This window comes from Bradyrhizobium oligotrophicum, assembly GCF_051168495.1.
In the GTDB taxonomy this organism is placed as follows: domain Bacteria; phylum Pseudomonadota; class Alphaproteobacteria; order Rhizobiales; family Xanthobacteraceae; genus Bradyrhizobium; species Bradyrhizobium oligotrophicum_A.
The window spans coordinates 219,580-243,442 of the sequence record NZ_JBNPVB010000001.1; the positions used below are offsets into that span (position 1 = coordinate 219,580).

6 protein-coding genes and 1 pseudogene are annotated in these 23,863 nt (G+C 63.3%); 3 read left to right on the top strand and 4 right to left on the bottom strand.

From position 1 onward, the window contains the following. Window positions 1-1,143 carry an amidohydrolase gene (locus ACQR1B_RS01065; protein WP_434832700.1) on the top strand — a complete coding sequence of 381 codons (1,143 nt, stop codon included), beginning with the start codon at window positions 1-3 and terminating at the stop codon, window positions 1,141-1,143. Window positions 1,144-1,182: 39 nt separating this feature from the next. Further along, complete coding sequence (locus ACQR1B_RS01070; RefSeq protein WP_434832699.1) at window positions 1,183-2,364, top strand: trans-sulfuration enzyme family protein; 1,182 nt, start codon at window positions 1,183-1,185, stop codon at window positions 2,362-2,364. 1,537 nt (window positions 2,365-3,901) lie between these two features. Here the strand turns inward: ACQR1B_RS01070 and ACQR1B_RS01075 are convergent. The 4 genes and pseudogenes from ACQR1B_RS01075 to ACQR1B_RS01090 all read right to left on the bottom strand — a co-directional run bounded on the left by ACQR1B_RS01075 (window position 3,902) and on the right by ACQR1B_RS01090 (window position 11,965). Then, the gene (locus tag ACQR1B_RS01075) at window positions 3,902-7,576 is read right to left on the bottom strand and encodes a CHAT domain-containing protein (RefSeq protein ID WP_434832698.1); all 3,675 of its coding nucleotides are present in this window, start codon (window positions 7,574-7,576) and stop codon (window positions 3,902-3,904) included. 94 nt (window positions 7,577-7,670) lie between these two features. Further along, window positions 7,671-8,864, bottom strand: a complete 1,194-nt coding sequence (locus tag ACQR1B_RS01080; RefSeq protein ID WP_434832697.1) for a S8 family peptidase — start codon at window positions 8,862-8,864, stop codon at window positions 7,671-7,673. A 1,035-nt stretch (window positions 8,865-9,899) separates the two neighbouring features. Continuing rightward, a pseudogene (locus tag ACQR1B_RS01085) lies at window positions 9,900-10,007 on the bottom strand (Ku protein); the annotation flags it as partial. Between the two features lie 32 nt (window positions 10,008-10,039). Further along, window positions 10,040-11,965 (bottom strand): hypothetical protein, encoded by a 1,926-nt coding sequence (locus ACQR1B_RS01090; RefSeq protein ID WP_434832696.1) that lies wholly within the window; start codon window positions 11,963-11,965, stop codon window positions 10,040-10,042. Window positions 11,966-12,126: 161 nt separating this feature from the next. Here ACQR1B_RS01090 and ACQR1B_RS01095 point away from each other — a divergent pair, with 161 nt between their 5' ends. Continuing rightward, window positions 12,127-23,859 (top strand): hypothetical protein, encoded by an 11,733-nt coding sequence (locus ACQR1B_RS01095; protein WP_434832695.1) that lies wholly within the window; start codon window positions 12,127-12,129, stop codon window positions 23,857-23,859. Window positions 23,860-23,863 lie beyond the last annotated feature (4 nt).

Below are 23,863 nucleotides of genomic sequence, written 5' to 3' on the forward strand. Positions count from 1 at the left end.
ATGGACACCGCCTTTTACGACCGCCTGACCGTCTGGCGTCGGCACCTCCACTCACACCCAGAGCTATCCGGCGCCGAGAGCGCCACGGCTCGCTTCATCGCCGAGCGGCTGGCCGAGCTCGACGTCCCGTTCGTCCCAGGCATCGGCGGCCACGGTGTCGTTGCCACGCTCAGCAGATCGGGCTCCGCTCGGTCGGTCGCCCTGCGCGGCGACATGGACGCCCTGCCGATCACCGAAGTCGGAGGGCTCGCCTACGCCTCCTCAGTGCCGGGTGTGATGCACGCCTGCGGCCATGATGGTCATACCGTCGCTCTCCTTGGCGCCGCCGCCATCCTCCAGGCCGATCCATCGTGGCGCGGCACGGTCCACTTCATCTTCCAGCCGGCGGAGGAGAACGGCGCCGGCGCCAAGGCCATGCTGGCCGACGGTCTATTCGAGCGCTTCCCCTCCGACCGCGTCTTCGCTTTCCATAATTGGCCGGGCATTCCCGCAGGGACCGTCGCCGTACATCACGGTCCGGTCATGGCCGCCGGCGGGCGCTGGTCGGTCACTCTGCACGGCCTCGCCGGTCACGCCGCTATTCCTCATCTGACGCGAGACCCGATCGTCGCTGCCGCCCATCTCGTGATGGGCCTGCAAACGATCGTATCGCGCAATGTCGATGCCCTCGACGCGGTCGTGCTTTCAATCGGCCAGATCAATGGTGGTGTGGTGTCGAACCAGATCCCGCCGAGCGTGACTCTGGCTGGCACGCTCCGGACGTACCGGCCGGAGGTGCGTCGCGCGGTGATCAAGCGAATGGAGGCGCTGATCGCCGGCACCTGCGAGGCCTACGAGATGCGCGCCGATGTCGAGATCACCTCGACCGGACGCCCCATCATCAACACCGAAGCCGAGGCAGATCTCGCCGCCGAGGCGGGCCGGGCGATCGGCGCATCTGTCGCCCGTGACGTTCGGCCGAGTACGACCGGCGACGACTTCGCCTTTCTGATCCAGGATCGGCCCGGAGCCTATGTCTGGATTGGCAATGGTCCCGCCGGTCCCGAGGGCGAATTGCACAATGCCGCGTACGACTTCAACGATTCCATCCTGCCCACCGCCGTCGCATGGCTCGCCGAAGTGGCGCGCCGCGCGCTCGCCTGAACGCCCGTGTCTCGTCTCAACACCGCGAAGGCCCCTCCCATGCATGACCTGACCCGCTGCGTCCATCATCCCGCCGTTGACGTCCAGGGCTTCGCCAGCCTCGCGGTGGCGACGCACCGTGCCTCCACCATCGTCTACCCCGACGGTGCCGCCTTCGCCGCCCGCCGGCATCGCGGCTTCGACGGCTACACCTACGGCCTGCACGGCACACCGACCACCCGGACGCTGGAAGCACAGCTAACCGCGCTGCATGGCGGCGTTCGCACCGTCCTGGTGCCGTCGGGCCAGGCGGCGATGATGCTGGTGTTCCTGACATTCCTCATGCCCGGCGACAAGGTGCTGATCCCCGACACGGTCTATCCGCCGGTGCGCAGCGTGTGCGAGGCCTACCTGAGGCCCCGTGGCATCGACTATGCGGCCTACGATCCTCTCATCGGTGCCGACATCGCTGATCTGATCGACGAGCGTACCCGGCTCGTCTGGATCGAGTCGCCAGGCTCCGGCTCCATGGAGGTGCAGGACGTGCCGGCGATCATCAAAGCGGCCAAGGCGAGGAATGCACTTGTCGGCTGCGACAACACTTGGGCGACGCCGCTCCTGTTCAAGCCGCTCGCACATGGCGCAGATTTCGCCTGCGAGGCGCTCACGAAGTATGTCGGCGGGCACTCCGACCTGCTGCTCGGCTCGATCTCGGTCGCCGACATTGCCCTCCGTCAGAGGATGAAGGAGGTGCTGCGTGATCTGGGCATCGGCGTCTCTCCGGACGAGTGCGCTCTTGCCCTGCGCGGGATTGAGACCATGGGCGTCCGTCTCGCCCATATGGGACGAGTCTCGGAGGACTTCGCCAGCCGTCTGACGGGGTCGAGGGTGATCGAAGCGGTGCTGCACCCGGCGCTGCCGTCATGCCCTGGACATACCTTGTGGAAACGCGACATGGGGAGGTCATCGGGCGTCTTCAGTATCTTGCTGAAGCCGTGTGATCCATCCGTATTGGAAGCGGCGCTGACGTCGCTGAAGGTCTTCGCCATCGGCGCGTCCTGGGGCGGCACGCGCAGCCTGATCGCACCGATGGCGATTGCTCAGGATCGGACGGTGACACCCTGGACCCACCCAGGCCCCGTGCTGCGTATCAGCATCGGGCTGGAGGACGTGGAAGACCTCTGGACCGACCTCAACGCGCTCCTGACGCGCCTGGAACGCGCCGATGCGCGCGATGCGTGAGGGTTGCCGGGGCGCCTTTGTAAGCCTTTTTGTTCATGGCGTCGGTGGTTACGGGAAGGCACAGCCAACAACACCGACATTCGCTCATGATCACAATCGAAGGAAAAGGTGACGCAGAAGCGTATGCTGGCGGGAACAACACGGAATTACGAAATATATTAGTATTTTCAATTAATTATGTAGTGCCCCCCCCTAGGAAACCGGAAGGCTTGTCAGATCGCGACCGCCAGCGAATGCCGGCATCGGTGGTTGCGCCTCCCCGATTCGAACCGACCGCCCACCATTTAGGCCGGCGTCCGATTTCGGACGGACGACGGTTTTGGTGGACTATCGTGGCCGGAGTTCCGAGCTAGGCTGCTCTCCGGTAGGAAAACGGTGCTCCCGCAATAGTGGGTTTCACGATGTAGCGGGCCCCGACTCGAACTCCCAATGCCTCGGGAGCTGGTTGCCACATCTTGGGGGCGCAGGCAGCGCCGTACTGCTCAGCATTGTCTTCTTCAGAGCTGACCGTCTCAGCCCTATCAGGGCGATCAGGCAGTGCCAGCACGCCAGGCCGGAAAAGCTGGCGGTTGAATAGCACTTAGAGCTGCCTTTTGTCATAGTGCGCGTTGGCAGTATTCAACTGCGGAAACGTTCCAAGCTGACGCTAGCCTCTGAAGAATCAATTCGCTATAGCGCCCGCCAGTTCTCCGCAATCGCCAAAAAAACTCGATGCCGCAGTTAATTTCCAAATGCGCTCGAATAGCCGTTGCCGTACTCCAGTGTACGCGCGAGCCCTCGGGCGTTCGCATTGACGTTCATCGCCGCACAGCAAACTCTGGTCCCGCCGAGCTTTGTGAAGTAGGAGGGGACATGGCATACAGTCGAAAAGGGGGAGATAGAAGCGAGGGGTTGCCGATTGCTCCAGCCGATCTGTTATCTGGAGAACTAAAGTCGATTCCGTTCGTTCAGCGGCTCACCTGCACGATTAACGAAGCGAGCGAGGTCACCGGCTTGGGACGCACGAAGCTTTACGAGCTAATTGGGACAGGGCAACTCATTACGACAACGGTAGGACGTCGGCGGTTAGTGCTCGTGAGCTCGCTCCAAGGCCTGCTCGACGTGAACCCCTCGCAGCCTACAGGTATGAAAAAGATTTGATAACACTTCGCGGTTTGGCAGACTTGGCCGCGGTTGTCCGTCGTTTTTCGTTCCAATTCGCCGAGTGGTTGGGGGTAACTCTGTGGAAACGCTGGCCCGTAAATTACCCAAACGTTTGAAGATAAAGAAAGATTTTGCGCTGAATCGCGGACACTCTCTCCGCTACTGAGACCACACCGACAAGATACTGCGTACCGAGCCATTGGTACAGGCCGACCAAGTGCGCGTCGTAGACTTGAACATTGGTACGGGCGAATGTGAAAAAGCTCGTTTACCGTTCCGTCTATGGTCTCCTCACAACGTTGAAAATTCTCTACGCTTTCCGACTACAAAGAAAAATCCATGATCCTAGTTTTCCCGGACAAGATGCTAGAAATCCTTCGGGTAAGCTAGCAATCTAGTTGCGCGCTCGTGTTGTCGATTGCGGGGATGCGAATATCGTTGAAGCCGGCACAAACGCTTCGATAACTTGAAGTAGCTCTTCCGCTTTACTAAGGTCATCGCTGCCGACCTTGCCGAGGAGACGCAGACTCTGGACGGCGGAATGGGCGTAGTCTCGAGCGTCGTGTACCTGGTTGTCACCGAAAAGCATCGCGGCAACATCGTAGCGAGTGTTGCACGATGCGAGGGTGTCCCCGATTTCATCGAACATCTGGATGGAGGAGCAATAGTGACTGAGCGCTTCGCGAACGTTGCCTCCGGCCCGGTGGATTTTACCGAGGATCTGATGCGTGCTCGCAAGCGAGCCGATGTTTGAAGCGTCGATCACCTTAAGCGCTTCGTAGGCTGCCTCGAACGCCGCTTGCAGTTGTTTTTGCTGCGTGCCTATCGGTCGACCGGCTTCCCGGCCTTGCTTGAATCTCTCGTAGAGAATGCTGGAGAGCTGATAGGCGCAGGCGCTCTTTCCCTCAGAATCCAAATGGTCCATGCTGTCCCAAGCTTCGCGTATCCAGCGTTCCGCGCTTTCAAGATTGCGTTCCGCCGAGAGTCGATAGTACGCTTTTCCGAGATTAAACATGCAGGTGCTGGTTTCTCTGTGTGCCCCGAGCAGACGTGAGAGCCGCAGCGCCTCAGCGAATTCCTCGAGGCAGGCGACGTCGTCTTGTTCGAGCAGAGCTCTGCCGAGATTGAGATGCAGGCTCGATTGCGAGCGGATATCGTTGTATTGGCTCCGACTAGACGTATGAGGTTCGGTTAGAGCGGCCTCGCCACGGCGCTGCTCTCGAGCGATCGCCAAGCGGTACAGCCTTTCGGCTCGGCTCCAGTCCTGCTGATCCATGGCAAGCTCGGCGCGGTAGAAGGTCAACTTAGCCCAGGTCTCATCGCGGCCCTTCAGAGGTTCATCTGTGATTGGGTTAATGAGGTGCGGCAAGGTCTCCTCGACGAGCCGGCGCCACTGGGCACGCCAGCCGCGGCCGCTATAGAGCGGCTGAAGCGCTTGCATCGCCAATATAACATTCCAATGAAAACTGGGATCTTTCGGATGTGCGAGCGCCCAATTGTACGCCGCGAGCAGATTTTCTTCTTCTAGTGCGATTAGGCCGAGGCTGACGGGAGAACTAATTTGGCCGGTTAGGTACAAACTGACATATTCATGTGCCATGCGTCCCATCGCCGCCGCGAACGCACCATGCGCGCGTTCGCCCGCGTCTCCTGGGAAATTGCGTTCAAATATGCCCCGGAAGTGCCACGGGAGCGCGGGATGCGCCGCATAGGCGAATGCGGGGAAGCCGATCGGAGCTGTTAACAGGCCCAAAGCGGCGGCACGATCGAGCAGTTCAGCTGCATGTTCATAGGATAGTCCGCTGATGGCATCGACATGCAGATCACCTCGAAGCTGGCCCATGAAGAACAGGGTTCCAGCGGACACGAAGCCGTGAAAGAGATGCAGGACGCTCAGGATCTTGCGATCCTTCTCATTGAAGGTCTCCTCAAAGCCATAGGCGAGCGAAGCACGAAGCGACTTGCTTAAGCCCTCCCGTGGTTGGTTCCCGATCGCGCCAGATCCGGTGCGCAGCTTCCCTAGATATTCCTGGAGCTTCTCGCGGGTGTCGATGCCGCTTTTCAGCGCTTGATCAATTGCCCACCGGATGGTCAGCGGGTTACCACGGGTGAAGCGGAGAAGCTCGTGCACGTCGCGCAGCCTCAATCCTTGCGGACCGCTATCGCGCGCGATCTTTGCGGCAAGAGCGACCCTTTCGTGCCAGGGCATTGGCAACATCCATGTTCGAGCGGGCATTTCGCCCAGCCAGCCTCTTTCCTCTCGGCGTGATGTGAGCAGGAATTTTGCCTTGGTCGCGCGTGCCTCTTCGAGGAAGGCGCGCAATTGTTGCTGCTCCTCCGCCGTCCAATTTGGAAGCACTCCTGTCGGAAAGCCGGTGATCGGCTCGACATTGTCCCAGATCCAGAGCACTGGAACACGAGCCAATTGAGCTAGAGCGAATTCTTGGCGCTCACCCTCGCTCTCGATGGCTCTGAAGCACCGGCCGCTAAGACTACGTACATCAGGAAAGGCGTCCCCGATCTTGTCGAGGACGCGAGCAAGCGGACGATGCCGCCCGAAGCTGGTGAATAGCAATGGACCGTCGATGCCGCCGGTCGCCGCGTACCACCGCGCAAACTCGGCCGCCATCGCGGTTTTCCCGCTTCCGGCATAGCCGTGCAGCAGAACTACTTGGCTTTGCTCAAACGCCCGCTCGAGATCGTAAAAAATCCAGTCCTGACCTTCAAAGCCAACGGTGGGCGGCGGCGGCAGGTCGCGATCGATATAGTGGCACGATTTATCTCTGCCGTGAACGCTATGCTGTTGCGCTGCTGGAGCTTCGGGCCAAAGTCTAACCGGCTCCGACTCCCATACCACGGGCACGCACCAATCCTGCATTGGTCTTGATCCAAGGCCAACCTGACGTTCTGGCTGCTTGGCGAGGTGTCGGCGGGCTCCACTTGTCGCTTCGCCAAGGGTCAAGCCACGCGCTAGCCCGGCGTAGAGCTCGGAAACGAGCCCCGCCGCCGTCGTCACAGAGATCACATAACGCATAGCGACGACACCAGCGGCACCGGCATGTAGCACGGCTTGCGCGAACGAGCCGTAAGATTCCAGCTCTTCGCGGATTTGCGCGGTGCTTCGTGTCAGTGGCTCTACGGGCGGTTCGGCGTACGCGGACTGACACGCGTTCAACACCAGCAGCGGAACGCCCGCGTCCTGCATCAGCTTTCCAACGGCGAATCCATCAACGAGTGCCTCGTTGCTTGGATGATCCGAATTTTCGAACACGACAAAGCCACGCCGGCCGCCGATCGTTTGTGGGTCAGCCGCAAGTCCACTAACCACGCATTGGCCAAGCGGATCGGGATTGGCGTAGGTTCCGTGCCCGTCGAAGTGGACGATGTGGTAAGGCTTCCCGCGGTCCTTCGCCCAAAGGAGCTTCCAGACCAGACGCTCGTATGTCGGCGGTCGCAGGACGTCGATGTCGAACGCGGTACCGCCAAGCTGATCAACGATGCGGCTCGCCACCGAGCGGAACGGAACATCTTCGCCGCCGCGGGGGCGGCAGATCACAAGAAGGACCCGCACTAGACCAGCCTCTGCTGCAACAGAGATTGACGCTGGACCCGTAGATGGCAGTGCTCCTCGTGGGTTGCGGACGAACGCTCGCGCAGCAAGGGCCAACTTCACCCCTGAGGCTGGATCGCAAAGAAATTCCCACGGCGTGGCGGTGGCCTCCGCGATGGAGGCGGTTACCTCGATCCGCGTACCAGCAAGGTGCCGCTCAAGGGCTCCCCATATGCCGCGGGCCTCGTCGGAGGCGCTGAAGATTGCCGAAAAAAGCTGCCTGCCGATATCCTCCATACGCTGTTCGACGCGATTTGCGATCCGGGGCGCAGGATCCTCATCGAAATGCAGAAAATCCTCTAGGTACCAGCGGATGTCCTCGCGGTCTCGGACAGAAAGCGCGAAAGGAAACTCCGCGCTTGCTGCTCGAGCCGGCTCGCCTTCAATGGTGAAATGCAAAGTCACTTTGTGAACATTCGGAGATGTCCCCGGCTGGTCATCGATCCGCAGCAGGCTCACGTCCTGGCTCCGTTAATTCAAGCTTTCAGCCTGTATCCGGCTCCGAAGATCCAATCCAGTTCTGACCAATATGGCGGCCGTTGGCTTGCGCGATTTATCTGGGTGCGGCCACGATGCCCCAGCCGCGATCGACAAAGTCGACATCGGGTCCGAATCCGTCGGTGCGCGCGGTGGCGAATAGCTTAGTGCGAACCGTGACCGCCGTCGCCGGGACTATTCCATCGTCCTTGAGATCTTCCCACCACAGGCATGCGACGCCGGCGACATGCGGAGTGGCCATGCTGGTGCCGCTCAGCGCCAGTAGGCCGCCTCCAAGTCCTGCGGACAAGATATTGACGCCGGGCGCGCTGATTTGTGGGAAAGTGTTCGAGAAGTTCGCGATCTCGAAACCGCCGACGCGTCGATTGAGCGCTGCCACCGAGATCACATCGGTCGCGGCGGCTGGGAGCGAGGCGGCAATCTCCAGAGGCGGCTCGCGGGCGCGATTGCTCTCGTTCCCAGTTGCTGCGACGATCAGGGTGCCGCCGCCCATTGCGGCCCCTCGGGCTGCGGCCATTTGGGTTAGCGAGTCGAAAATGCGGACGTTGGCGCGGTAGTCCTCCAATGCGCGCGAGGTTGCCTGCTCGATGGGCCATTCCAGTCTCTCGACCAAGTTCTTGACGTGACCGGGAAAATCGATGCCGAGCGACATCGAGATAACTTGCGCACCTCCGTCCATGGCCCAGGTGACGGCCTTCAGGATCATCTCCGAAGTATTCGACGCTTTCTTGTCTAAGACTTTGCCGATCATTGCTTTCGTCACGCCTGCAGCGACTCCAATACGGACACCGTGTACGGCGCGGCCGAAGATGGTCCCGGCGCAGTGCGTCCCATGACCGTCGTTGTCGCCGTCGCCTGTGCCGGTGAAGTCCCGTTGCTTGATCTTCACGCCTGCGAACGCCGGATGATTGCTTTCAATGCCGGTGTCGAGAACAGCGACCACAATGCCCTCGCCGGTGCGGGCGGATTTGTCCGCACCTACCGCGCTAACGCCCCACGCATCGCCCGCAACCGGGGCAGTGACAATAAACGGTTTGACAAGCTCAACGGGCATAGGACGCGCGACCCCAAAAACCTTTGGGTTGCGGGCAGCGTCGCGCAGATCCTTCTTGCTTAGTTCGTACGCGTCAATTCTGGGATCTGAATTTTCAAGTCCAGGCGCGCCTGCTCTGGCCCCACCGAAAACGGCGCCAACGGGTGCCGCATTGGCAGGCCTGCCTTCGTCTCGAAGAATGATAAATCTCTCCATTTCCGTCCTCCCAAGACCTGTTGCCGTGTAGCGCGACTTCAGTGATCGCGTTCAGCTCCAAGAGCCTATAGACGCTCTGGAATTATCGATCCGACCATGTCGCTATTGCCTGAGCTCAGTTCGGTCGAGACGGCGGTGTGGCATGGAGAAAAACGTAATGGTCGGCGTACATTTTCAATAGATATTTCGAGCAAAATGCAATCAGAGGTTATCTGGCGGAACTCGCGCGGGCAAATCAACACGAGGTCATTGAACGTTGGGTTGGCCGCGGCAGTCGTCACGAACACGTCAAAATTCGTTTGATATTTTTGCGGGTATCAATCTGGTTGAGACCTCTGCCTCCGACGTCGCCATGCAATCCTCTCGCAGATCGGAAAGCACCCGATTTCATCGAGGCCATCCCGTTCGCCGAAAGTTCTGGCGCGGTTTTGTGACCTTCGCCAAAGTGCCCAGGACAAAGCAGAAGAAGCACCCGGGTGCCTCTTGTTTGTGCGGGTACTGCGCAGCTGCCCTAGATCCCTTTTCTCACCGACTTCTTGATCAATGCGAACTTTGAGTCTGGGAAAAGCTGTCCGCAATGCTCGCGTCAACGAGTGTGGCAATCATCGACGCACGAGACACAGCGAAGCTCGCACCATACCCCGATCAGGCCCCGTTATCCGGCTGCAGTTTGCCGTTATCGTTCGTCGTTTTCCGCTACAATCCGCGGTTCCGATGCGGGTGAGACTATGGGCAGCTAGCACGAAGATCTAGCTAACATACTGAGTTAAAATGATAATTTTAACGGCGAGTGCGGACTCCCTCTCCGCCACTTTAAAACGGTTTCGAGAAAGCCCCGTAAAATCAGGTCTTACTGCACGCCAGAAGGGTCTGGTGTAGCCCCTGGGGTGGCTCAGAATGTCATGCATCCAGGCCAAAGGCAACTTCGGTGGAGCGAGGCCGCAAAGTCGCGACTTGATTGCAGGCCTCGGCTGCCGAATCTGGCGACTGGCTGATTTTCGCGCTTAAACCTTGATGTTCGTGATTCGATCGAGATTTGCGGTTGGTGAGCACCACCTGTCCGGTCGCGACCTTGTCCATCTCGCGGATCGTTTCGCGGAACACGGCGAAGGCGTCATGGCCGACATTGCCAAACATCCGTAGACCGAATCGCTGCGTGCAATCTATTGATGCCCTTACTTTTTTGGATCCTGCGAGGAGCTTGAATCGGCGGCCTTTGCCACGAGATAAGTCGCATGCGAGATCGCGAGCATGACGGCCATCGTTGCGCCGACAGGAGGGATCGCGGCGATCAGGACGTCGGTGTGCTTGATTGCGAGCAAAATCTCCGGGAGCGAGAGGTCGCGGACCTCCGCGAAAAGCGCGTTGCCATAGGTCACCAGCAGGCCCGCCGTGATCAGCACCATCTGCACGCGGGAAATGTCGATCCGGTCCTTGTTGCCTTCGTCCTCGCCGAGGAACCAGTCGGCGACGGACGCCTTGTGCGACGGGTCGGCGCGGGCGATCGGCGCATTGAAGAAGCCGACGCCACCGGTCTGCTTGGTGTTGCCGGCGGCAACGTCGGCGGCGGAGATGTCGTCGGCGGTGCCCTTGATCGATTTGATCAGGACCGACAGCATTGTCGAGCCGAACGTGATGCCAAGCACGGCCCAGATCTGATCGGGGATCGACGGGAAGAAGCCGTTGACCACGGCCACCGGCGTGGTCGCGCCCTTCGGCAGCGTCGGATAGTGCCGGATCATCTCCGAAACCAGGCCGCCGTTAAAGATCGAGATTGCCATCACGCTGGTCAGCACCAGCACGGTCCAGAATGTGACCTGCGCGAGTGACAGGGAGTAGCGGCCATTCGGACTTGTCAGCGCGCCGAACGGCGTGCCGTTGACGCCGAGACCCAATCCGACGAGCACGGCGATGACGCCGAGCATCATCAGCGTGGTCGGGGTTCCCAGCGAGACGGTCTGAGCGCCGCTGGTGGGCACTAGCCAGCCTAACAGTCCACGGGTCAGATGCTGAAGACCCGACGTCAGGGCCAGGACAAATCCGTTCTCGCCCTCCTGTTTGACGACGAGGTTCGCCGAGGCATAGCTGATCGCCTCGCCCAGTAGAGTCTGGCATCGGAGGGCGTCAGGGTTCTCGATGTCGACCGAATTGCCTTGCTTGCGTGCCTCCTTGATGTTGCCGGCCCAAGTCGTCAGGTTGCCGACGCAGAAAGGAGCGAGTTTCAAATAATAGTCCTGCAGCTTTTTGTCGCGATCGTCTCGCGAAGATTGGCGCTCTGCGACCGACGTCCCCGCGACCGTGTTGTCCTGAACGCTAATGCAGTGGTCATTCGGCGGATCGGCACAAGGCGTTACAATTTTCAGCGTCGCGTCTTTAGTAAGACAGGCGCTCTCCTTGGCATCCTGCGTGTTCGCACAGCTTGCGCTGAGTGCTGCGACTTTCTGCTTTGCGAAGTCCTCGCTGAAGCCGCCCTGCTGATGCGTGAGCAGGTTGTAGGACTGCGTGATGCTGCTCGCCGTCCATAGCAGGTTGAAGGCGGCAAGGAAGAACAGGACGCCGCCGCCATAGCCGATCACGCGGCTCCAGGTCGGATAGTAGCGCCTGGTAGAGAGCGGCGCATTGGTGCCTGTTACCCCCGAGACGTAAGCCGCGCCCTGCGGCGATTGGTCCGAGGTCCAGAGCGCGTAGTACGGTCCTATCTTCTCATTGCCCTTGGCAACGTAGATGCCCTGAATCGGCGCGCCAGTCTGCTTGATCCATTGTGCGGCCGCGGGCAGCGGACGTTCCTTGGTCTCGACGGGCGCGTTGTCGCTGATTGGCCACAGCACAGCGCGCTTCGGGAGCGCCTGGCCATTGTACTGACCGCCTTTGACCTCAGGCCCGATGATCGTGTCGAGGCTTTTGTAGAGTTCGACGTTGGGATCGCTCAGTCGAGGCGGTTCTGCCGTTCCCCCGAATGCATTCTCGCCATGCGTGTTGGCGAGATTGCCGAGCACGGCGATCAAGTAGTTCGGGTTGCTGCCGTCCTGTGCAACCAACGGCATCGTCGTCCAGCCGCGCAATTCGTACCAGACGATCCCAAGCAGCTTCGACTGATCCACGTTCGCCCCCCCCCGACGACAATGTCCTTGGCCTCAACGCTAGATTGTGCTTTCTTGCGCGTCAAGCCAATGCCGCCGTCGAGGCATTTCAAGCATTGGTTGAGTGGGCGCGGGGGCGCTTCGTGGTCGATTTTCTTCTGGCTCATCGCAGCCAAGACCAGTTGGTTTTCGATCTGGGCGTCGCGGCCGGGGACGCGCGACACGGATTGCCGCCGCCGTTCGACAGTGCCCTGCCCGTGACGCACGTCACGCTTAAGGTGACGGGAACGGTCGACGGCGCTGCCGTGAATGTCGACGAGCGATACCAGCTCGCGACAGAGTTGCTCGTCCCCGAGCTGTTGTTTGACCAGGAAACCAAGCGCATCCGCTCTTGGGACAGCATCGAGCATGAAGCCGGCGTCCCGGTGCGGCGGTTGCGCCATCAGGCGCTTGATGCACTGCGCTCGGCGCTGCGCTCGCAATCGATCGATATCATGAGCTTTGCGCTTTTCAGGGCCAATAAGATCGCCGGCCAGGCCGTCGCCGCGGCCCATATCGAGATCAATCTGGACGAGTTGCTGCCGCCCGATCCCGCGCAGGGCGGACGCATGTCCGTCGCCATCTACGCCGGCGCCGTCCTGAACGCCCAAGTCTACAATCGTACGGTGCAGGGCACGCTGTTCGCGGCAGTCGTCTTCGATGCGACCTTGCACGCTGAGCTTGAATTTTCCTTCGACGCGCCGCGTCTTCCCGACCTCGACTTCCGCCTCCCGCGCATCAAAATCCCAAAGCTCGACTTCTCGGCCTTGCAGCCGGATCTCGATTTCTTATCCAAACTGTTACCTGCGCGGATACCGCTGCCGCAGTTGGCGATCGAGATGGTGTGGGCGGATCCCAAGCCCAGCTGCGCCGTCGCATTCGCCAATGGCGATCTCACGCTCAAGGTCGAGAACGGCAACGGCGCGATCCGGATGCGCGAGCCGCCCAAGAGCGACATCGCAACCGTCTCCGGCTTCGGACTGTCGATCGACGCCGGTGCGTTCCGGACCGTCGGCACGCTGGCGTCGCATGCGCCTCCGGTCCCGATTGCGGACGTCGTGCTGGACGGCAAGCTCACCGGGCCGGTCACGATACGCGCGACCGGTCTTACGGTCATGCCGAGCCTGCAATTCACGGCCACGCCCGCCGATCCGGTCGTCAGTGGAGCATTGATATTCGAAGCCAAGCGCGTCGAGATCAGGGCCAAGGAGGATCCGGATGTCGTCCTCGCCTTCACCGCAACGGTCGAGCTCACCTACACCGCCGACACGCCGCAAGACGGCAAGCCCGAGATCAAGCTGACCAAGCTCAGCCTGATCGATCCTTATCCGATCGAGCTCATTCGCAAGACGCTCGCCGCGATCGGCACCGGCGCGGACAAGCTGTACCGCCTGCTCCAGCAGATCGAGATGCCGCCGCATCCCGATATCCTGTCGCCGCCAAAGCTTCCCGATCCGAGCGCCTTGATCGAGCGCGTCGAGCGCATGCTGGCGGCGATCCTGAAGTGGATCGCGCGGCAGGCCGGCGCCGGCGGCCGTGCATTGGCGGATCTCGGCAAGGCCGTCGCCGATCTCATGACGAAGCTCATTCGCGCGATTCGGGACACAGCCTCCGACGCGACGCATGCGCTCAGCGGTCTGAGCATCGAAATCCGCCTCGAAGCGAGAACCTACGCGCTGCGGCAAATTGTCGTCATGCCGGCCTATCCGAGCGGAGGATCGCTCGGCACCAAGCCAGTCGACCTCTCCGTTCTCGGACTGCATCTCAGCGTCCCGACCACCTATCGCCCCTTCATCATCCTGGATTTCAGGGATCATTGGGGCGCACTCGCGCTCGGCAGCTCTACGGACAATGTGTCGCTCTGGACCGATCTGTGGCTCGACCGTGCGCCCAGTGACGGCAAGGCCGGCGTCACCGAAGCCGCGCCGGATGCCAAGGCCGCCGACGGCGACAAGCCGGATGCCCCGTTGATCAGCGTGACGTCCGGGCTCAAGGCGAGCCTGGCCCTCGTTGCGATCGAGGGCGGTGAAGCGAAGTTCTTTCGGGCGCTGCGCGAGGGCGCCGGCGGCGCGGCGACGACGGCCGTCTCGTTCGACAACGGCAACGAAAGCCTGACGATCGGCGCGGTCACGCAGCTCGAGGATTTCAACTTCGGCAACGATCTCGATGCGCCGAAGGTGAGCTTCAACAGCGACAAGGCCGAGCGGCTGCTGCCGTTCCTGAAGAAGCCGAGCACCAGTCCGGGCAACGCGTTCACGGACAAGTTGTCCCAGTTCATCAAGGTCAAGAAGGTCGAGACGTCCCGCCCTGTCACTCAAGACGGCGTCGCGAGCGTACCGCTCGAGGTCGAGGTCCATCTCGGCGACCTCGTCACGCAGACCACGCTCGAGCTGCAATTCAGCCTCCGCACGTTCAAGACCAGGATCGAGGGCGAGGGCACCTTCACGGTCAGCGGGCCGCAGACGACGCTGCCCTTCCTCGGCATGGAAGCAACGATCAAGCCGATCGATTCGTCCGTCGCCGGCACCAAGCCGTTCCCGCAATTCCTGCTCGATCTGTCCACGGGCGATCCCCGCCTCTCGCTCGCGAAGGGGGCGCAGATCGAGCTCGCCTTCAACAAGGTTTCGACCACCGGGCGCGGCATTGTCTTCCGCAGCACCGACCTGCTCGTCTCCGGTGACGGCATCGATTTCACGGCGACGACCGATCCGAACGAACCGGTGACGCTCGCCGGCGTCAATACCGCGTTCCGGTTTCGGGCCGGCACGCTTGCGGTCAAGCGCAGCGAAATCCAGTCGTTCTCGCTCCAGGGCTCAGGCCAGCTTCCGCCCGACCTGATCGGCGAGGCGAGCGCCGACGTGCACATCATGATGGGTCCCGACGCGGCGGGACGGCTCAGCGTGTCCAGCGCCGGCGGCGACATTGACAAGAGCGAAGATCCGATCACATGCGAGTCGACGCGGTTTCGCTTTTCGCTCACCCATATCGGCTTCGAATTCGTCCAGAGCGACGGCAGCTATCACTTCTACTTCACACTGACTGGCACTGCGGAATTCCGGCCGCGCCCCGGCGAATTCGACGCCGGCCTGCTCAAGTTCCTCAGCCGCACCAAGATCATCCTGCACAAGGTGCCGCTCGCCGGTGATCCCAGGGTGCTGGCGCGCTATATCGAGTTTCAGGTGCCGGTGGATCCGCCGGTCCGCGCCTCGCTGTTCGACATCTTCTCCTTCGAGCTGCGCGGCATCGGCTTTCATCCGTCATCCGCTGCGTTCGGCGGTGCGCCGGCGATGTCGATTTCCGGGCAGGTCAACTTCGCCGAGTTCGGCGATATTCCGAGTCCGGAGTTCGACTTCCACGAGATGTGGATCGCGCCGCCGCCGCCCGGCGGCAGTTTGCCGCGGGTCCGCTTCGACGGCCTCACCGTCGGATTGTCGCTCGGCAGCATGGCGCGCGTCCGCGGTACGGCGATCGCGGTCGATGACAAGCTGCCGTCGATCTACCCTCCCGATGTGCTGCCGGCCAACGTGACGGCGCAAGGCTTTCTCGCGTCAGGCGAGCTGGCGATCTCGGGCTGGGCCGACATGTCGGCGGCGATGGGCTTCCTGGAGCTGAGGCGGGCCGACGCGGATATCCGCCACGCGTTCTTCCTCTACGCGCAGCTCAACCGCATGTCGCAACCGATTCCGACGCCGATCGGGACTTTCTATCTGCGCGAGGCCGGCTTCGGCTTCGGCTTTCGCTATACTCTGGCGGGCCTCCAGCGTGCTGATACCGTCAGCAAACCGGCGCAGCTGGTGGCGCTGCTCGACGAAGTCTCGAAGTACCAGGGCGACCTCGCCAATGTGAAGGCCTGGCTGCCGGAGCCCGAAGGCAACCGGCTGACGCTGGCCCTGCGCGCGCTGTTCACCGTCAACACGGCCTCGGCGCCGGGCACCTACGACAAGGCTGCCGAGGATCCGCCGGAGGGCGGTCCGGCCAATCCGGTGCTCTTCGATTTCATCGCCGCGCTGCGCTCGGATCTCACCTTCCTGATGTCGGGCCGGGCCTGGATCGCGGTGAACTACGCCGACTGGCTCAAGGGCGAGTCGTGGCACGACAAGCCGATCATGCGCGGCTATCTCTACATCTCGGTTCCGCGCAAGCAGTTTTTGGCGCGGCTGATCGCGGATCCGTCCGGTCACATCGGCGAGCATCCGAAACTGCCCGCGCCGCTCGTGCTGGCGATGAAGAGCGTGCGCTGGTCGTCGACGCTGTACATCGACGAGACCATGTTCCACCAGGAGTTCGGCTGGCCCTACGAGCTCGGCTTCACCCTGAAGGACGACGAGCACGACAGTTTCGCGGTCACGGTCGAAGGCGGCAATGTTCTGCGCATCACCGACGGCGCGGTGCTGTACGGCATCGCCTTCCGTGCCCGCGGCTTCTCGCGCTTCTCGGGCCAGATCGGCGGCAGCAGCCTCGGCGCATCGGTGGAGGCGAGGGCAGATTTTGCGCTCGAGGCCAAGTTCATCGCCTATCTGTCGGTGGCGCATCCGTCTGAAACATTCTTCTACGGCGCCGTGCAGCTCGACATCACGATCAGCTTCTCGGTGCGGGTGTGGATCTCCTTCACGATATTCCGTCACGAGATCAGGCTTGAGGCGGGCTTCTCGATCTCGCTGACGATTTCCGTCGGTGTCGAGCTGGTGGTTGCGGCGCGCTCTCCGGCGCTCGGCGGCCGCCTGCATGCCTCTATCAGCGTCGGCGCATTCGGCCGCACGCTGCGCCTCGGCGTCGGCCTTTCCTTCAACGATGGCCTCCTGGACGACACGCGCGCGCGCGTCGCGCGTTTCATGCAGCTCGGCCTCGGTGCCCAATATCCGGATCCGGAGGCGGGCACACCGGTCCCGCCGCCGGCGCCGCCGCGCAACCAGGTGCAGGACAAGGGCGACCAGATCGTCGATACCGCGGCACAGACCAACGACGCGCTGGCCAACCCGCCGCGGCCGGCGCCGGCTCCCGGTACGCCACCGGATGCGATCGTCGGCGAAACGCTCGACAATGCGGCGTTCTGGGCGATGCTGTTCCCGACCCGGGTCGGCAGCGAGACGTGGTACCTGTTGCAGTTCGTGCCGCGCGATCATTCGGCGCCGGGCGCCGAGATTCCGCCGAGCAGCGCCACGTTCTACGCGCCGCCCGACGTGGCATGGCGCGATCTGCCGGCGAGCGACGACCCCACGCCGCGCGCCTGGGATCATCGCCTGCTGTTCGGCGACGGCTGGAGTCTTCCGGCGGCTGCGAAGTTGGTCGTGCTGACGCCGGACGGCAAAGGCAGCGCGGCCGGATTCGTCGGCCAGACCCTTCCCACCCATGTCGTCTGGGACACGGTGGTCGCGCAGGGCGATGATGCCTCGCTCAAGCTGCACCGTTTCATGCCGGCCTGCTTCCTCGATCCACCTCCGCCGGCGCAAGCTCAGTTCTATACCGAACCCGCGCGACAGCCGCTCGACGGGACCCAGTCGCTGCCATCCGATCCGGATGAAGCCGCAAAGATGCTCGCCGAGGCATCGCGCCATCGCAGCCTGCTCGACCCCAGAGGCGCGCGCGAGGCGGACATTCACGAGCGGCGCTCGGCGGTCATTGCCACGATCTGCGAGTCGGCGGTGCGGATTGCCGCGGCGGGCGCGCCGGCGGATCCCGCCGACGGGTGGCCGACGGCGCCGAAACCGGGCATCGACGCCAGGCAACTCGGCATGACCTTCGCCGTCAACGAGGCAGCCCTCGATGCGTTGTTTCCGACATGGCGAAACCAGGACCAGCCGCCCGAGGGCGCGTTCACGATCGCGACTGCGGGACATGCGGGCAGCGACATCGTTCCCGTACCGGCGCCGACAAACTGTGTGCGCCTGTTCAATCCGCCGGATCGTTTCTTTGCGGCGGCGCAGCCGCGCCTCGCGGGCGCAGTCGGGAGCCGCGCCGACGCCACCATCACGCTCGACTGGGATCTGGAGCCGACATGGGGCAGGTCGAACAGCGTCTATCACGACCCCGAATTCCATCTGAAGCATTACGAGATCGAGCGGCGGATCATCGGCCTGTCGGCACGGCCGCGCTTCCAGACGGTGAAGGCCGGTGCGCCGATCCGTTACGACGCCGCACACGGGAAATGGGTGATCCTGCGCAGCAAGTACCAGTTCGTGGACGATCTGACCGATCTTCCCGAGGATTTCCGCCGTGCGCTCCAAAAGAAGCCGCCGCAAGGCGACGGCGCGGCACCCGTCGATCCCCTGACGTTCTGGAAGCAGAACCGTGAGCTGCAAGGCCTCCAGTCGGTCCAGCTGAGCTACACGGTGGTGGCGGTCGACATCGCCGGAACTCGCGCCGATCCGGAAGTCGTCGTCGTCGAAATCAAGCGCCCGCCGGACGAGGCCGTGCCGCTCAGGCGCGCCAGCATCACGTTCGCTTATCCGCGGCTTCCCAACTTGCAGGATGCCAAACCGGTGGCCCCGGCGCTCGAGCTCGTGGTCGAAGATTCCGAGGTCGATCGTCTGCTGAATGCGAAACCTGCGGATGATCTGAAGCGGCGGCGGACCCGCTACACGATGCGGATTGCGACCGAGCGGGCTGTCGGCGCCGGCCTGTTCGGCATCGACGCCATTACCGAGGCGCTCGGCCGTCCGTCAGTCCCGGCAGCCGGCGACAGGCCGCGCGCCAACGAACAGGATTTCACGCTGATCCAGGACGATGCCAGCCATGATAGCGTGTCGATCACGCACCGCGTCGCCGACAAGACGAGGCCCGACGGCTTCAAGGATCTGCCGCCGCTGAACTACCGTATCGACAAGGCCGGCTTGAACGGACTTGCCAAATATCTCGGCATCGACAGCGATCCGGAGGTCAAGGCCTCGCGCATTTATCTGCGGCCGCAGCTGAACGTCAACGGCAGCGACATCGGCAAGTCGCGCTGGATCGCCGCCGATCTCGTCATCCGCATCCTGTCGGACAAGCAACCGGTCGTCGATGCCGCGGTCGAACGTTTCGAGCATCCGCTCGAGGTCCGCTTCGGCGCGTTGGGTTTCGGTGACATGAAGGTCGAGGCAGGACGGCTGCTGGTGCGTTACCCGCATCCGGACAGCACGCTCGACCAAATGGTTCATCAGCCGCAGGCCCAGGTGGTGTTGCGGCGCGACGGCGACAGGCGCGTCGCCACCCGATTGTTCTGGAACGCGCGGCCGCAACAGCTGCGGCTTGCCGACGCGTTCGCCGGCAAAAAGGGGCTCGCAGCCCTGGTCGGCGGCTTCGACGTCTTCAGCATCGACTACGACACCATGACCCGCGGCATGGTCGATGATGCCAAGGCAAATGATGCCGAGGTGTCGCGCATCGCACGCTACGCCGGGCGTGTGCAGTTGCTGCCGCGACGGCTGGCCGGGCTGGAGCCGTCCGAGACCGGCGATTTCAGCAAGGTCGAGGCGTTCTATCCCAGCGACACGATCCGCGAAGGCGGCACCAACGGCAGCGCGCCACCGCTATCGGGGCGCGATCACCCGTTCTATTCGAGGGCGGAATCGCTCGTGGTGTGGCCGCAGCGGATTCTCCGCCGCATGCTGCTGCCAAATCCGCCGGATGAGGCGATCGACGTCATGTTCGCCCTCGGGCGCCCGCGCACGGTCCGCGCGACGCTCGAGGGATTTCCGAAGCTGCATGCCGGGACCGCCATCACCACTTGCCTCGTGACCCAGGGCGTCCAGTCCGCCCCAGACGCCCCGCTGGAGCTACCGCGGCCGGTGGCCGGCTGGACCGTCGGCGAGTTGCGGCGCGCGCTCCAGGACATGTACTGGAAGCCGACCGGCGGCGATCCCGACCAACTTCTGCGCGACAGCCCCGCGGCGTTCGCGGGCGTCAAGCTGACGCTGGAGGCCTTCAACGCGGATGGCATCAGCGTCGGCACGACGTCGATCCCGCTCGCGCTCGCCGCCAAGCTTCATGCCATCCTCGCCGATGTCCTCGAGCTGCTGCGCTACGCGCCCGGGCCGCGCCCGTATCGCCGCTATGAGCCGGTGCTGGAGAACGCGCCGATGCCGAAGGCGACGACGGTCTCCGGCTATATAGACGAGACCTTGCCGGACCGCGATCCCTACGGCTGGGGTGTCCTGCGCACGGCGGGACTGGCGCTGTCGCTGCGCCTGTTCGATACCGCCGACCGCACCTATCTCAAGGCGCCTGCCGCGCTGGATCGCATCAACGAGACGCTGAAGATCGTATCCGCCGTGTACGCCGCGGCGGCGCCGCAAGCGACGGCCGCCTTGGTGCCATTTGTTGATCTCATTGCGCGTCCGAACGGGCTGTTGGACATCGCCTCGTTCGACGGCGGCACGCCGAACGCCGCCGGCATCGGCGTCGGCGATGACCTGCTCGACAATGAAGCGCTGGCGTTGACGCAGGTGTCGCTGCGCCCGGCCGCCGACCGCCTGGCTCGCGCGCAGCCATCGGTGCACTACGTCCTGATCAGGATGAAGACGTCGCAAGCCGAGCGGATCAAGGCGGTGCAGGAGGCGATCGCAACCGACGCGGCCCTCGACAATCTGCGCAAGGACGCCAGCGTCAAGGACGAGGCGACCGCCAAGGCGAGGGACGATCTCGCTACCGCTCCGGACGATCAGGCGAAGGTCGCTGCGCTCGGGAACGCCGAAGGTCAATCGGCTGCCGCGTGGGACGCGGTGACGAAGCAAGAGGAACTGATCAGGATCAAATTCAACGTGCTTACCGTCAAGCTTCAGCCGTCCGAGCACAACGTCGTGTTTGACGTGATGGATGTGACGCGGTCGGTCACAAGCCCCGTGGTCAGCGTGCTCGCCAGCCCGAGCCTGCTGCCTGCGCAGCAGAACGATCCTTCGCCGCTCGAAGAGACGGTCGCGGCCGAGGTGAAGCTCGATGCCGGGATGGTCGATCGCATCGTCGGCGTTGTGCGCGTCATGGCCTGGAAGAAGGATGGCGGCGGGTTCAGCGAGGACGAAGCGAAGCTCCTGATCGGCATCGAGATCGATTCCCCCCACGCGGTCGAACTCGAATTGGTCGCGGGTCCGCTGTTCGAGGCCGGTGCCGGCACGCTCGATCCGTTCGGTCGTTTCGGCGCCATGCCGGCCCGACGCCTCGCATTGCTCGTGCATGGCTGGCCCGACAAGGACGGCAAGCTGCTCGTTCGGCCTTCGAAGGCCTGCGCCGCCGCACTCGCGAACTTCCTGGGCTATTTCAGCGAGCTCGAGCCGACCAAGCTCGGGGACATCGTTCAGCAGAGCGAATTCTGGACGCGGGTCGCGTCCTGGACCGCACGCTTTATCGACCACGGACCAGCAAAGCCAATTGCGCCGCCGGCGCCTTCTGCACTCGAGCCGTTGATCGCGTTTGCGACGATCACGCGTCCGGATCCGTGGCGTGTCGCGCCGGGGCCCGACGGCAGGGTCGAGATCATGCTGGTCGAGAAGGACCGCTTCGGTCACGTGCGTCGCTATGCTATACGGCCGTTCGGCCGTTACGATAATTTCGTCGAGGCCGTGCACGGCGAGAGCGGTGCGAAGCGTTCGCAGCCGACCCTGGCGGGCGCGTTGCTCGACGATGCCGGCAACTTCACGGCCAATGCGTTTGCCGACGCGGTGCTGCATCGTACCGAGCCGATGGCGCCGCCGGTCGTGCTGCTGGCCCGCCGCGTCGAGGACTTCCTGCCGGACAGCGAGAGCCTGAAGGATATCGCCAGGGCCGACCGATTGGCGCGGCAGCGGCAGCCGGGGCGCGTGCTCGAGCTGACGATCGCGCGTCATGACGAGGAGGTGCTGTCGGATGCCAACCGCCTGACCGAAGGTGCGCTGGGTTTCCGCGAGATCGGCGTCGGCTTCTGGCGTCAGTTCACCTACAAGGCATGGGGCCGGGTGCTCGAGCACAGCACCGATGGTGAGGCCATCGACTACGACGAGCCGTTCGGCCCGTTCAAGGCGACGGGCGATTTGCCGCCGGTACTGCCTACCGCTCCGCCCCTGACGGTCGACTCCAACGCGTTGCTCCCGATCCAGAAGCTTTTGCCCGACATCTGGCGCGGTGCCCATGCGCTGCGACTGACGACGTTGCCCTTCGGCTTCCGCACCCACGCGCTGGCCTATGCGGCGTCCGGCGTGGTCGTCTCCAAGCCGGCCGGCGCGACGCTCGAGGAAACCTATTACGAACTGCACCTGCCATGGGCGAAGTCGGCGGACGAAGAGGCCTTTGACAAGGCTGGCACGGCGCGGCATCGGCGCGAGCTATCGTCCGCACCCACATGGGGCGTGACAAAGGCGGCGGGCAAGCTCGAGGTCGTCGTCAGGCTGCCGCTGGTCCGTGTCATCGACTGCATGGATATCGATGCGCGCAATCTCTGGTTCGGCACCGGACACGAGCCGGACCTGTTCGATGTACCCGATCCCGGCGCGCGCTATCGGGTCTCGATCGAGGCCTCGGGGCGCTCCGTCGAGCCGCAGCTCGAGATTCTCGCATCGCCGCCCGACCCGCTCGCGCCACCCCCGGGCTCGGCGGACGCAAAGCAGGGGCACTATATCGTTCAGTATGTCGGCTCCAGCCTGGAGTCGCCTCAGCATGGACCTGTCGTCAACCGCCGCGGGCGGGTTTGGGAGCTCAACGTCCATGCCTCCGTCAAGGGCGTGACGAAGCAGGAGCTGAAAGGGCTCAACTTCGGCGCCATGATCGCGGCGGCGCTGGACTCGGCTGCGCCGTCATGGCCACCGCGCGGTGCGATCGCGAGTTTCCGGATTCACGACACCGCGATTTCGGCGTGGCTGAAGATCCACAACGGCGCCGCCCACGCGCTGACCATTACGCCCTATCGCAACGGCTCGGATGCGGCGGGCAATCCCGTCTACGACTGGGCCCGGCTTCGCGCCAGCGCCACGGCGTGGCGTCAGGAGATCGAACCCTACGGTGCCGCGGCGACGCAGGCGCTGGACGATGAGCTCGCCAAAATCCTCAACGTCAATACGAATGCGGATTGGCAGACCATCTTCCACACCGCGCCGGACCAGCCGGCGACGGTTCAGGTCGCCAAATGGCTGCTCGGAATTCCGCTGTCGGATGCGCAGCCCGGGTTGCGTCTTGCCGACAGCGAGGTTTGGACGTGGCATTGGAGCTGGGCCGACTTCAAGGATACCGACCGCGCGAACCGCGAGATTCTCGAGGCGGCGTTCGATCGCGCGCAATGGCCAGGCGCTAATCCGAATCTCGACATGGCAGCGCTGTTGCGGCCGCGGCTGCGGGCGCATGCCTTGCAGGCCAAGCGCAACGGCGAGCTCAATCCCTACGACATCCCGAGCTGGACGATGCCGGTTGCTCCCGGGATCGCGCCGCTGTTCGACAAGCTGGCGGACCCGCTGCTCCCGATCCCGGACTGCTTCATGCTGACGCATACGCATGTGCTGAGCGTGCAGGGGACCATGACGGCCGACGAGCGCCGCGATCGGTTGAGCGCGGCCTTTGCCGCATTGGAAAGTCTTCGCGGTGGCGCCGGTGCGATCGAGGCGCTCGGTGCGATTGAGGACGCGACACCCGGCCAGCCGCTCGACATCCGGGTCACCCTGGTCCTGCCGGCGCGCACATCGGCCGCGGCATTGACGGCGCTGGCCGAACTGGGAGCGATTGGTTCGGTCGTTGACGGCACGGCGGTGGTGCTGACGGAGCCGCCGGGCGATGACGATTTCGCCGCCCTCCAATCCGCAGCGATCCAGCTGCCTACGGACGCGGTGGTCTATTTGCGCAGCGCCGCGCAAGACCAATTGCTCGGCGCGGGCAGGCGCCTGATGCTGGATCTGTACCGGGGCCTCGCCGTACCGGCGCAGGCTTTCATCCACCGGAGCTGAAGGC

Bases quoted from the DNA above. Each gene is read 5' to 3' on its own strand.
- ACQR1B_RS01065 (WP_434832700.1), top strand. From the start codon at position 1: ATGGACACCGCCTTTTACGACCGCCTGACCGTCTGGCGTCGGCACCTC.
- ACQR1B_RS01080 (WP_434832697.1), bottom strand. From the start codon at position 8,864: ATGGAGAGATTTATCATTCTTCGAGACGAAGGCAGGCCTGCCAATGCG.
- ACQR1B_RS01070 (WP_434832699.1), top strand. From the start codon at position 1,183: ATGCATGACCTGACCCGCTGCGTCCATCATCCCGCCGTTGACGTCCAG.